Annotated in this window: 12 protein-coding genes, 1 rRNA gene and 1 pseudogene; all 14 read left to right on the forward strand. The window is 43.6% G+C overall.

Annotated features, from left to right (window positions below; translation table 11 throughout):
- Window positions 1-402: 402 nt before the first annotated feature.
- A complete protein-coding gene (locus M313_RS0100335) occupies window positions 403-1,176 on the forward strand; it encodes a type III pantothenate kinase (RefSeq protein ID WP_010191427.1) in 774 nt (257 codons plus the stop codon).
- 22 nt (window positions 1,177-1,198) lie between these two features.
- The gene (gene hslO, locus M313_RS0100340; protein ID WP_010191428.1) at window positions 1,199-2,080 is read left to right on the forward strand and encodes an Hsp33 family molecular chaperone HslO; all 882 of its coding nucleotides are present in this window, start codon (window positions 1,199-1,201) and stop codon (window positions 2,078-2,080) included.
- 9 nt (window positions 2,081-2,089) lie between these two features.
- A complete protein-coding gene (locus M313_RS22260) occupies window positions 2,090-3,019 on the forward strand; it encodes a peptidyl-prolyl cis-trans isomerase (RefSeq protein ID WP_010191429.1) in 930 nt (309 codons plus the stop codon).
- Window positions 3,020-3,113: 94 nt separating this feature from the next.
- Window positions 3,114-4,041 (forward strand): annotated as a pseudogene (cysK, locus tag M313_RS22265) (cysteine synthase A).
- A gap of 115 nt (window positions 4,042-4,156) precedes the next feature.
- Window positions 4,157-5,590, forward strand: coding sequence for an anthranilate synthase component I family protein (locus M313_RS0100355; protein WP_010191432.1), 1,434 nt, complete (start codon window positions 4,157-4,159; stop codon window positions 5,588-5,590).
- A complete protein-coding gene (pabA, locus tag M313_RS0100360; protein WP_010191433.1) occupies window positions 5,587-6,168 on the forward strand; it encodes an aminodeoxychorismate/anthranilate synthase component II in 582 nt (193 codons plus the stop codon). The genes M313_RS0100355 and pabA overlap by 4 nt, the downstream gene beginning before the upstream one ends.
- A 1-nt stretch (window position 6,169) precedes the next feature.
- Window positions 6,170-7,093, forward strand: coding sequence for an aminodeoxychorismate lyase (gene pabC, locus M313_RS0100365; RefSeq protein WP_010191434.1), 924 nt, complete (start codon window positions 6,170-6,172; stop codon window positions 7,091-7,093).
- Window positions 7,044-7,898: a dihydropteroate synthase gene (gene folP, locus M313_RS0100370; protein ID WP_010191436.1), complete on the forward strand. Its 855-nt coding sequence runs from the start codon at window positions 7,044-7,046 to the stop codon at window positions 7,896-7,898. Before pabC ends, folP begins: the two co-directional genes overlap by 50 nt.
- Window positions 7,891-8,253 (forward strand): dihydroneopterin aldolase, encoded by a 363-nt coding sequence (gene folB, locus M313_RS0100375; RefSeq protein ID WP_029326262.1) that lies wholly within the window; start codon window positions 7,891-7,893, stop codon window positions 8,251-8,253. The genes folP and folB overlap by 8 nt, the downstream gene beginning before the upstream one ends.
- On the forward strand, window positions 8,250-8,771 hold the full coding sequence (gene folK, locus M313_RS0100380; RefSeq protein WP_029326263.1) for a 2-amino-4-hydroxy-6-hydroxymethyldihydropteridine diphosphokinase: 522 nt from the start codon (window positions 8,250-8,252) through the stop codon (window positions 8,769-8,771). The genes folB and folK overlap by 4 nt, the downstream gene beginning before the upstream one ends.
- Window positions 8,723-8,953, forward strand: a complete 231-nt coding sequence (locus M313_RS0100385) for a helix-turn-helix domain-containing protein (protein ID WP_010191441.1) — start codon at window positions 8,723-8,725, stop codon at window positions 8,951-8,953. Before folK ends, M313_RS0100385 begins: the two co-directional genes overlap by 49 nt.
- The gene (gene dusB / locus M313_RS0100390) at window positions 8,953-9,954 is read left to right on the forward strand and encodes a tRNA dihydrouridine synthase DusB (protein WP_010191442.1); all 1,002 of its coding nucleotides are present in this window, start codon (window positions 8,953-8,955) and stop codon (window positions 9,952-9,954) included. Before M313_RS0100385 ends, dusB begins: the two co-directional genes overlap by 1 nt.
- 158 nt (window positions 9,955-10,112) lie before the next feature.
- On the forward strand, window positions 10,113-11,603 hold the full coding sequence (lysS, locus tag M313_RS0100395) for a lysine--tRNA ligase (protein ID WP_010191443.1): 1,491 nt from the start codon (window positions 10,113-10,115) through the stop codon (window positions 11,601-11,603).
- A gap of 418 nt (window positions 11,604-12,021) precedes the next feature.
- Window positions 12,022-12,168 (forward strand): 16S ribosomal RNA (locus tag M313_RS0100400); the annotation flags it as partial.

Raw genomic sequence — 12,168 nt, forward strand, 5'->3', positions numbered from 1 at the left:
AGTAAAATTCAGGCACCTTTTTTATGCGATTCAATCGTAGAAGGTTGTTTTTACTTGCACGATGCTTTCCAGCTGTTGATTGGAGCAAAAGGCGAAGACTCCTGAGGGAGATAGCGCTAGGTGGAGACCCCGCAGGCTTGCCGAGGAGGCTCTCGTCAGCCCCTAGGAAAGCCAAGCCATTTGCGGAAATCAACAGCGGCGTTTAATGAAGCCCCCGAAGTGAGAAGGCTCAAGCACACGCCCTCTGGATAAGCGAACCCCGGAACGAAAGGAAACAGGAGTAAACCCTAAAACCAGAATCTTGTCGAATTATGATTTCCCGAGGAATAATTATTTCTATTGAGTCAGTTAGGTTACCATATAGTATAATGAAACTAATTTTAAAGCATGGTGGGGATATAAATGTTATTTGTGTTAGATGTCGGAAATACCAACACCGTAATCGGTGTATATGACGGAGAAGAACTTAAACATCACTGGCGTGTCGAAACAAGCCGCAACAAAACAGAAGACGAATTCGGGATGATCTTCAAATCCCTGCTCGAACATGTAGGCTTAACCTTTAAAGACTTCGAAGGAATCATCATTTCCTCCGTAGTTCCGCCAATCATGTTCTCCCTTGAAAGAATGTGCCAAAAATACTTTCATCTAAAACCACTCATCGTCGGACCAGGAATCAAAACAGGTTTAAATATAAAGTATGAAAACCCAAGAGAAGTAGGAGCCGACAGAATCGTCAATGCTGTGGCGGGGATCCATCTTTATGGAAGCCCACTAGTGATTGTGGACTTTGGAACCGCAACTACCTATTGCTACATAAACGAGGACAAGCAATATATGGGCGGGGCAATCGCACCTGGGATCAGCATTTCCACAGAAGCGTTATACTCCCGTGCATCCAAGCTTCCAAGAATAGAAATTGCCAGACCAGATGGAGTAATAGGCAAAAACACCGTAAGCGCGATGCAAGCGGGCATTCTTTTTGGCTATGTTGGACAGGTTGAGGGAATCGTAAATCGTATGAAGAAACAAAGTGATGTAACACCGAAAGTTATTGCCACCGGTGGTCTTGCTTCCCTTATCGGCAATGAGTCAGATGTTATTGATATTGTAGATCCTTTCTTGACGTTAAAGGGATTGCATTTAATTTATATGAAAAATACTAAAGAGGATTGAAACACGAAAGGAGCTAACTAACATGTCAGACTATCTCGTAAAAGCTTTGGCTTTTGATGGCCAAGTACGTGCATATGGAATTAGAACAACAGAAACGGTGGGAGAGGCTCAACAACGCCATCAGACATGGCCAACAGCTTCCGCTGCATTAGGCCGTGCCATGACTGCATCCGTTATGATGGGAGCAATGCTAAAAGGTGAAAATAAACTTACCGTGAAAATAGATGGCGGCGGGCCTATTGGGGTAATTTTAGTCGACAGCAACGCAAAAGGCCAAGTTCGTGGTTATGTTACCAACCCTCAAACGCATTTTGACTTGAATCAGCACGGCAAGCTTGATGTGGCGCGTGCGGTCGGAACCAACGGAACACTTTCTGTTGTTAAAGACCTTGGTCTAAGAGAGCATTTTTCCGGTCAAACAGAATTGATTTCAGGAGAGCTTGGTGAGGACTTTACTTATTATCTTGTATCTTCCGAGCAGGTGCCTTCTGCAGTCGGAGTTGGTGTACTTGTTAACCCTGATAACACGATTCTTGCAGCGGGAGGTTTCATCATTCAACTTTTACCAGGAACGTCAGAAGAGACAATCACTTTGATTGAAGAGAAAATCAATAATATGACCCCTGTTTCCAAGTTGATTGAAAGAGGCCTGACGCCGGAAGAACTTTTGACAGAAATCCTTGGAGAAGGAAATGTAAAAGTCCTGGAAAACATGCCAATTGAATTCAAATGCACTTGTTCTAAAGAACGCTTCGAACAAGCGATCATTTCTCTGGGAGAAAAGGATATCACAGAAATTATCGAGGAAGACGGTCAAGCAGAAACACACTGTCACTTCTGTAATGCCAAGTATCTTTTCAGCAAAGAAGAATTAGAAGCGATGAGGGAGCAAGTAAAAGGCTAGGGGGCACATATGAACGAAAAGCGGAGATTAAAACAAAAGTGGGTATGGAATATCATATTTGGCCTCGTGATTATTAATTGCCTCACGCTAGCAGTAGTGGTAAAGCAGACTTTCTCCTTGAGAGAGGCATCTGATGCAAGTGCATTCGTTAATGGTCAGGCAAATATCGTTGCAACAGTGGGCGATACGGTCATTACAAGAAAAGATATGTTAGAGGAACTTGAAGGTATGTATGGGCAGGAAATGCTCACGAAAATGGTTAATAATGAAGTGGTGAAACAAATCGCGAAGAAATATAAGGTGACGGTTTCGGAGCAGTCGGTCGACAGAGAATGGAAAATGATCAAAACGATGTACAGTCGTTCTCCTTTGCATACAAATACTTCTGAAGAGCTGGTGAAGGAGCAGATTCGTTCCAGTTTATTATTAGAAGAACTGCTTGTGAAGGATGTCAACATACCAGAAGCAGAGCTTGAAAGTTATTATCAAGAAAACAAACAGCTTTATACGATAGAGGACGCTTTTCATCTCTCACATATTATCGTAGAGACGAAAGATGAGGCAGACGCTGTTGTAAAAGAATTAGAGGATGGATCCAATTTTACTTCTCTTGCAATGGAAGTCTCAACAGATGAGTTGACAGCAAACCAAGGAGGCGATCTTGGGTTTTTGACGCATGAATCGCAAGTGTATCCGACAGCCTATATGGCAGAAGCTGCAAACTTAAAAGAGAAAACGTGGAGCGATCCAATTTCTGTTGATGAAAAGTACGCTATCATTTACCTTTATGAAAAAATGGATGGCGTTACGTATTCCTTTGATGAAGTTAAAGACCAGATTCGCCGTCACCTTGCGATGGAACATATGGACGGTTCAGTAGATGCCTCCATCTTCTGGGACGAGGTTGGGGTGGAGTGGAATCTACCGTCTGCACAATAGGTCGAACCAAATAAATTGACAATTCAGATTTAATGGTGTTAAATGGGATTAATCCGACCAAAACACTAAGTTTTAAAGACAGGGGGAAGAATAAATGGTACGAGTAGCAAATTCTATTGATGAGTTAGTCGGGAAGACTCCCGTCGTAAAGCTAAATCGAATTGTAGACGAAGACATGGCTGATGTGTATCTGAAGCTTGAATTTATGAATCCTGGAAGCAGTGTTAAAGATCGTATTGCCTTAGCGATGCTTGATGCTGCGATAGAGGATGGCAAGTTAAAAGAAGGTGACACGATTATTGAGCCTACTAGCGGGAATACTGGAATCGGACTTGCGATGATTGCGGCAGCTAAAGGACTGAAGGCTATCCTGGTCATGCCTGAGACGATGAGCTTGGAGAGACGAAATCTCCTTCGTGCCTATGGAGCAGAACTGGTACTTACACCAGGTCCGGAAGGCATGGGCGGCGCGATTCGAAAAGCGGAAGAATTGGCTAAAAGAAAAAGGAATATTCATGCCGCAGCAATTCAATAATCCGGCAAACCCTGAGATACACCGTAACACGACAGGGAAAGAGATTGTCGAGCAATTCAGCGACGGTCTTGATGCCTTTGTCTCTGGTATCGGAACAGGCGGTACCATCACAGGTGCCGGCGGAGTCTTAAAGGAGGCATTCCCGGGTATTAAAATTGTGGCGGTGGAGCCGGCAGATTCCCCGGTACTTTCCGGCGGTAAACCAGGGCCTCACAAAATTCAGGGAATTGGTGCAGGGTTTGTTCCTTCTATCTTGGATACAAACATCTACGATCAAGTGATTACCGTGAAAAATGAAGAAGCGTTTGAATATGCTCGCCTTGCTGCTAAACGTGAAGGGTTGCTTGGAGGTATCTCTTCCGGAGCTGCGATATCTGCGGCCTTGCAAGTGGCAAAAGAGCTTGGTAAAGGCAAAAAGGTGCTGGCAATTATCCCAAGTAATGGGGAACGCTATTTAAGCACACCATTATATCAATTTGAAGAATAGGTTATCTTAAGGGGAACAGTCAGTTGAGCTGTTTCCCTTTTCTTTTATCGTGCATCAGAGTGTAATTTTCATGTAATATAAAGGTAGTATGCAATTTAGGAGCGTGACAGCAAGAATGCAAAAGGTGCCTGTTGGAATCAAGTTAACGTTAAACGAAGATCAATGGTTTGCTAAATATAAATCACTCGCAAAGGACAAACCGTATCATGTCCTTTTAGAGAGTGGGCGTGGGGGAAGATATCATATCATCGGGCTTGACCCAATTGCCACCATTCAAGGAAAAGAACAAGAGCTGCACATAGATTATCTGGATGGGAAAAAAGAAAAGAGGACTGGAAATCCATTATCCTTGTTACAAGAAGTCATTTCAGAGCGATCTATTCAAAAACTACAAGGCTTTCCTGACTTTACAGGGGGAGCGATTGGTTACTTGACCTATGATTGCGTCAGGTATATTGAACGTTTACCAGATATCGCTGAAGATGACCTGGCTTTGCCGGACCTTTATTTCCTGTTGTTTGATGATGTTTTTGTGTATGACAAAAAAGATAATGTGCTCTATTTGATAAGCCATGCTCCAGAAGGACAAGAAAAAGCAGCTATTACACGACTAGAGTTATATAAAAAACAATGGGAACAGCCGGTGGAAGAAGAAACGTTCTACCCGTACACGCCCCAGAGACAACCGGTCGAAAGCAGAGAGGTTTCTTTTACAGAAGAGGACTTCATAAAAGCTGTAAAAAAGATTCAAGCATATATTGCGCAAGGTGATGTTTTTCAAGTGAATCTTTCTGTCAGACAGGGAGAACCGCTTTTGACTCATTCTATGGAAGTCTACTCGTCTTTGAGAAAAATCAACCCTTCTCCATATATGGGGTATATGCAATTCCCGGATTTCCAGCTTGTCAGCGGTTCCCCGGAACTTTTAGTCAAGAAAAAAGATGATGTGGTAAGTACGCGGCCGATAGCAGGTACAAGATCCCGCGGGATGACGGATGAAGAGGACATCAGGCTTGCACAAGAGCTGATTGATAATGAAAAAGAGCGTGCCGAACATGTCATGCTGGTGGATCTTGAGCGCAACGATCTGGGCCGGGTCTGCGAATATGGTACGGTAGAAGTGAATGAATTCATGGCGATCGAAAAGTATTCGCATGTTATGCACATTGTCTCGAATGTCCAAGGGGTATTAAGAGAAGGAAAAAATATTTCTGATATCATCGAGGCGACCTTCCCTGGCGGTACGATAACTGGTGCACCTAAGGTAAGGACGATGGAGATTATAGAAGAACTTGAGCCGGTAAGACGTTCTGTATATACTGGTTCCATAGGGTGGATCGGCTATGATGGAGAGATGGAGCTAAACATCTCCATCCGGACAATGATTGCCAAAGAAGGCATGGCCTATGTTCAGGCAGGTGCTGGAGTGGTCATTGACTCTGTGCCGAGGCGGGAATATAAAGAATCCTTAAAGAAAGCCGCAGCCCTATGGAAAGCGAAAGAGCTGAGTGAAGAAGAGGTAAAAAAACGAGCAGAGGTGAGAGTATGATTTTAATGATCGATAACTATGATTCATTTACGTACAATTTGGTGCAATATTTAGGAGAGCTTGGCGAGGATCTGGTGGTAAAGCGTAATGACGAAATTACCATTGAGGAGATCGAAGCACTCAACCCTGAATTTTTAATGATTTCTCCTGGACCTTGTTCACCAAATGAGGCAGGAATCAGTTTGGAAGTAATTAAGCATTTTTCCGGCAAGAAGCCGATATTTGGCGTATGCCTTGGACATCAATCCATTGCCCAGGTTTTTGGCGGTGATGTGATCCAGGCGGAAAGATTGATGCATGGAAAGACGTCTGAGATGCATCATGATGGAAAAACGATTTTCCAAACATTGGCGAATCCCTTTGTTGCGACAAGATACCACTCTTTAATCGTAAAAAAGGAAACCCTGCCGGAATGCTTTGAGATAACAGCATGGACAGATCAAGATGAAATAATGGCCATCCGTCATAAAGAGTTGCCGATCGAAGGAGTACAATTCCACCCCGAATCCATTATGACCTCCGTAGGGAAAGAGTTGTTGCGCAACTTTATTGCCACCTACTCTACCAAAAAGGTATAACATGATTGTTTATAAGGATGGAAGTTGGCAACCGATAGAAGAGACAAATGTATCTGTAATGGATCACGGTTTTTTATACGGAGTGGGGCTTTTTGAAACGTTCCGTACGTATAACGGTGTCCCGTTCTTGTTTCGCGATCACCTGAAACGGTTAAGGGAAGGTTTAGAGTCCGTCTATATAGAGTGGGACCATACAAATGAGCAGCTATACGATTTGGTAATAGAGGCATTGGAGAAAAACGGTTTAACGGATGGTGTAATCCGGCTGAATGTCACGGCCGGCATCAGCAACTGGGGGCTTCCAACTGAAACGTACCGAGCCCCGTCCTTGCTGTTGTTCACAAGGCCTGCACCTGAACACAATCCTGGGAGTAAGAATGCAGTAGTTTTGAACCGGAGACGTAATACCCCTGAAGGTGATACAAGGTTAAAGTCCCACCACTACTTAAATAATCTTTTAGGTAAAAGGGAATTAGGGGCCAGCTTGGATCTAGAAGGGATCTTTCTTACAGAGGAAGACTATGTGGCAGAAGGGTTAGTCTCTAATATCTTTTGGATAAAAGGGGATACCGTCTATACCCCGAGCATTTCGACAGGAATTTTAAATGGAGTGACCAGAAAGTTCATCCTGCACTTATGCTCCCGTCTCAACCTGGAAGTGATAGAAGGGAAGTTTCCGAAAGAGGAACTTTTAGAAGCGGATGAAGTATTCATTACCAACTCCACCCAGGAAATAATTCGGATTGCTGAGCTGGATGACACAATATTTCCTGCGGTGAATTCATCGTGGCTCACTTGTCTGAAGGGTTTGTATACACAAAGCACAGAAAAACAATTGATGTCCTATCAACAGGTAAAGAAGGTAGATTGTAAAAATGGGAAATACGAACTTATATCAAACGAAGCTGACATGTGGACCATATAACTTACCGTTAGGTGAAAAAACCTTAATCATGGGGATCTTGAATGCCACTCCGGATTCTTTTTCCGATGGAGGCAAATACAATGAAGTGGAACGTGCGGTTCTGCGTGCAAAGGAACTTGTGGCGCAAGGGGCGGATATCCTTGATATAGGCGGGGAATCGACCAGGCCCGGTGCGGAGAAGGTGAGCCTTGAGCAGGAACTGGAGCGGGTCATTCCGGTTATACAGGCTATATCTAAGGAAGTGCAAGTACCCATTTCCATCGACACCTATAAGGCGGAAGTTGCAAGGCAAGCAATACAGGCAGGCGCCCACATTATCAATGATGTATGGGGGGCAAAGGAAGACCCAGCCATGCCTGTTGTTGCAGCTGAGCTCCAAGTACCAATCATCCTTATGCAAAACCGGAAAGAGCGGGACTACCACCAGTTGATTCCGGATATGATCAGTGATTTGTTTGAGAGCATTACATTGGTCAAGCGTGCCGGGGTGAAGGATGAAAACATCATTTTGGACCCCGGGATAGGGTTTGCCAAGACATTTGAAGACAATATTAAAGTGATGCAAAAGCTCGACCATTTCCATACCTTAGGTTACCCGTTGTTGCTTGGTACATCTAGAAAAAGGTTTATCGGTCATGTGTTAGATCTTCCTGCTGAGGAAAGAATGGAAGGGACCGGGGCCACGGTGTGCCTTGGTATACAGAAGGGCTGTCACATCGTCCGAGTACATGATGTGAAAGAAATTACGCGTATGGCGAAAATGATGGATGCCATGCTTTCTGAAGGAGAGGTTACCTATCGATAAAATATATGTAAATCAGATGAAATTCTACGGCTACCATGGCGTATTTCCGGAAGAAACGAAACTTGGCCAACGGTTTATCATTGATCTGAAGGTAGAACTTGATCTATCCAAAGCAGGCAAAACAGATGACCTTACCCAGTCGGTGAACTATGCAGATCTATATAATACATGTAAAAAAGTAGTCGAGGGTGAAACACACAAATTAGTAGAAACCGTTGCGGAGAGAATTGCAGAGGAAATTCTGTCCGCCTTTGAACTCATTCAAAGTTGTACCATTAAAGCAATCAAGCCGGACCCGCCGATCCCTGGCCACTATGAATCTGTCGCAGTAGAAATAACGAGGGGCCGTTCGTGATGAATACAGCTTATATTGCCCTGGGATCCAATCAAGGAAACCGTGCCGGGTACCTTCAAGATGCAGTGGAACAAATCCATCAACATGAAAAGATAACTTTAGAAAAGGAATCTTCCATTTATGAAACAGATCCTGTCGGCTATACAGACCAGGACAAGTTTTTAAATATGGTAATTAAAGTAAACACTCAGTTGCCCCCTTTTGATTTATTAAAGGTATTACAAGGATTTGAGCATTTTTTTGGGCGGAAAAGAGAGGTGCGTTGGGGTCCGCGTACTTTAGACCTTGACATTTTATTGTATAACCAAGAAAATATTGAAACAGAAGAGCTTATTATCCCTCATCCGAGAATGTGGGAAAGAGCTTTTGTTTTTGTTCCTTTAATGGAGATCGCGGAAAATAAAGATCTGCCCATAGAGATAGATAGAAAAGAACTTCTTGCACAACAAGATAGAGAAGGGGTACATGTATGGAAGCCGAAAAGTGGGGAAGACGTATCCGGGCTTACCGAAAGCTAAAAGGATATACCCAAGAATCATTTGCTAAAAATCTTCATATTTCAGTCTCTGTACTAGGAGAGGTTGAACGGGGAAACCGCGTTCCTTCAGAGGAGCTTGTTCAGTCGATTGCCAAGGAACTAAATATCACGGTAAAGGAACTCGAACCACCAGAACTAAACAGGGAGGAGGTTAATAACTGATGTTGAAAATCGGCGATATCACCATGAAAAACCAAGTGGTCTTAGCGCCAATGGCAGGAGTATGTAATGCCGCGTTCCGCCTGACGGTTAAAGAATTCGGAGCGGGCCTTGTCTGTGCCGAGATGGTCAGTGACAAAGCGATTCTCTATAAAAATGCCAAAACAATGGGCATGCTTTATATTGATGAGCGCGAGAAACCACTAAGTCTGCAAATCTTCGGTGGCGAGAAAGATACCCTTGTGGAAGCGGCGAAATTCGTAGACAAAAACACCACAGCAGACATTATTGATATAAATATGGGGTGCCCGGTACCAAAAATCGTCAAATGTGACGCAGGTGCTAAATGGCTGCTTGATCCGAACAAGATTTATGAGATGGTGGCAGCTGTCGTAGATGCAGTTGATAAGCCGGTCACAGTTAAAATGCGCACAGGTTGGGACGAAGATCACATCTTTGCCATTGAAAATGCCCGTGCCGTTGAACGCGCAGGCGGGCAAGCGGTAGCGGTCCATGGCCGTACTAGAGTACAAATGTATGAGGGACATGCAGACTGGGACATCATCAAGCAAGTTAAAGAGTCCGTCAACATCCCTGTCATCGGCAATGGTGACGTTCAAACTCCTCAGGATGCAAAAAGGATGCTAGAGGAAACTGGTGTGGACGGTGTCATGATTGGTCGTGCGGCACTCGGAAACCCTTGGATGATTTACAGTACTGTACAATACCTGGAAACAGGAAAGCTTGTCGGAGAACCATCTGTTCGTGAAAAAATGGATGTGTGTAAGCTTCACCTTGATCGTCTTATCGACCTTAAAGGAGAAAATACAGCAGTACGCGAAATGCGCAAACACACAGCATGGTACCTTAAAGGCATCCGCGGCAATGCATTAGTACGTAATTCTATTAATGAATGTAACACGAGAATGGATCTTGTAAGTTTGCTTGATCATCTTGTAGAAGAGACAGAAGAAAAAGAAGCGATGACTTCACAAGTTATCTAATCTACGCTAGGCGACTGTACCCCAAAAACATGATTGAACTGCCAGTAAGATGCTACTGGCAGTTTTAGCTTTATTTATAGTTGGAAAGTCTATATGATAGATAAAAGAAAAGCTGCTACATAAATGAGTAGATAAATTACTAGTTGGAGTTGAATAAAATGAGTCAAGAAGAATTAAACTTGAATGACCAGTTGATGGTTAGGAGAGAAAAATTACAAAAACACCGCGATAAAGGATTAGATCCGTTCGGAGCTAGATTTGAGCGTACAAATGATTCTAAAGAACTGATTAACCAGTACGGAGAAATCGAAAAAGAACAATTGGACGAAAAGGAAATTGCTGTAACACTTGCTGGTCGCATCATGACAAAGCGCGGCAAAGGAAAAGCAGGCTTTGCGCACATCCAAGACCTTACCGGCCAAATTCAGTTATACATTCGTAAAGATGCTGTAGGCGATGAAGCATACGAAATCTTCAACTCTGCAGATATCGGGGACATTGTCGGAGTAACAGGTTTTGTTTTCAAAACAAAAGTAGGCGAGCTTTCTATTAAAGCAACATCTTTTGAATTGCTGACAAAAGCATTGCGTCCACTGCCTGAGAAGTACCACGGACTTAAAGACGTAGAACAACGTTACCGTCAACGCTATCTTGACTTAATCACAAACCCAGAGAGCAGAGAAACGTTCATCGCCCGCTCTAAGATTATCCAAGCGATGCGCCGTTACCTGGACGACCATGGCTACCTAGAAGTTGAAACACCAATGATGCACTCTATCGCCGGTGGAGCATCAGCACGTCCGTTCATTACTCATCACAACACATTGGATATGACGTTATACATGCGTATTGCGATTGAACTCCATCTTAAACGCCTGATTGTCGGCGGCCTGGAGAAAGTTTATGAAATCGGCCGTGTCTTCCGTAACGAAGGTGTATCCACTCGACACAACCCTGAATTCACCATGATTGAACTATATGAAGCGTACGCTGACTATAAGGATATCATGAGCCTGACAGAGAACCTTGTTGCTCACATTGCCAAGGAAGTGTTAGGCAGCACGAAGGTTCAGTATGCCGACAGCGAAATCGATCTGACTCCAGAGTGGAAACGACTGCACATGGTTGACGCAGTTAAAGAAGCAACAGGCGTAGACTTCTGGCAGCAGATGACTGATGAGGAAGCGCGTGCACTAGCAAAAGAACATGGCATTCAAATCACAGAACATATGCAGTTCGGTCATATCTTGAACGAATTTTTTGAGCAAAAAGTAGAAGAGACGCTTATTCAACCTACATTCATCTATGGCCACCCAGTGGAAATTTCTCCACTAGCCAAGAAGAATGCAGAAGATCCGCGCTTCACAGATCGTTTTGAATTGTTCATTGTTGGCCGTGAGCATGCAAATGCCTTCACAGAGCTTAACGATCCAATCGATCAAAAAGAGCGTTTCGAAGCGCAGCTTAAAGAAAAAGAGCAAGGTAATGATGAGGCACACGAAATGGATCATGACTTTATCGAGGCACTTGAGTACGGTATGCCGCCAACAGGTGGACTTGGAATCGGAATCGACCGCCTTGTTATGTTGCTGACAAACTCTCCTTCTATTAGAGATGTATTGTTATTCCCGCAAATGAGACACCGTTAATTTTATAAGGTAACGCCGCGCTGCTTATTTGCAGCGCGGCGTTTTTGATAAGGGTTAACGATTGATGATGACCGTTCAATTTAGGGGGAAATCAGGCACTGAATAATGAGACTATTACAACATTATCATTTAACGAAAATAATCGAAAAAACCTATTGCCTTTGTATTCTAGCGATGGTATATTAATATTCGTTGTCACAAACGACATCGTTTCTACCGAAAAAAAGAAATGAAAAAAGTTGTTGACACAAACTGATTGATTTGGTAAGATAATAAAGTCGCCTTGAGAGAGACGACAGAGCAAATGATCTTTGAAAACTAAACAAAACAACAGCGTCATAACGTCGGTTCTACGGAACACGACAAAATGATTTTAAGTAACACAAGCTAGCAAATTTTGAGCAAAAGCTCAGACTCTTTATTGGAGAGTTTGATCCTGGCTCAGGACGAACGCTGGCGGCGTGCCTAATACATGCAAGTCGAGCGGACCTTTTAAAAGCTTGCTTTTGAAAGGTCAGCGGCGGACGGGTGAGTAACACGTGGGCAACCTGCCTGTAAGACTGGG

The organism is Bacillus sp. m3-13 (genome assembly GCF_000175075.1).
In the GTDB taxonomy this organism is placed as follows: domain Bacteria; phylum Bacillota; class Bacilli; order Bacillales; family Bacillaceae_I; genus Sutcliffiella_A; species Sutcliffiella_A horikoshii_C.

Excerpts from the sequence above, each read along its gene's own strand:
- dusB (WP_010191442.1), top strand. The coding sequence starts at position 8,953 with ATGTTGAAAATCGGCGATATCACCATGAAAAACCAAGTGGTCTTAGCG.
- M313_RS0100355 (WP_010191432.1), top strand. The coding sequence starts at position 4,157 with ATGCAAAAGGTGCCTGTTGGAATCAAGTTAACGTTAAACGAAGATCAA.
- M313_RS0100385 (WP_010191441.1), top strand. The coding sequence starts at position 8,723 with ATGGAAGCCGAAAAGTGGGGAAGACGTATCCGGGCTTACCGAAAGCTA.
- lysS (WP_010191443.1), top strand. The coding sequence starts at position 10,113 with ATGAGTCAAGAAGAATTAAACTTGAATGACCAGTTGATGGTTAGGAGA.
- folP (WP_010191436.1), top strand. The coding sequence starts at position 7,044 with ATGGGAAATACGAACTTATATCAAACGAAGCTGACATGTGGACCATAT.
- M313_RS22260 (WP_010191429.1), top strand. The coding sequence starts at position 2,090 with ATGAACGAAAAGCGGAGATTAAAACAAAAGTGGGTATGGAATATCATA.
- pabA (WP_010191433.1), top strand. The coding sequence starts at position 5,587 with ATGATTTTAATGATCGATAACTATGATTCATTTACGTACAATTTGGTG.
- pabC (WP_010191434.1), top strand. The coding sequence starts at position 6,170 with ATGATTGTTTATAAGGATGGAAGTTGGCAACCGATAGAAGAGACAAAT.
- hslO (WP_010191428.1), top strand. The coding sequence starts at position 1,199 with ATGTCAGACTATCTCGTAAAAGCTTTGGCTTTTGATGGCCAAGTACGT.
- M313_RS0100335 (WP_010191427.1), top strand. The coding sequence starts at position 403 with ATGTTATTTGTGTTAGATGTCGGAAATACCAACACCGTAATCGGTGTA.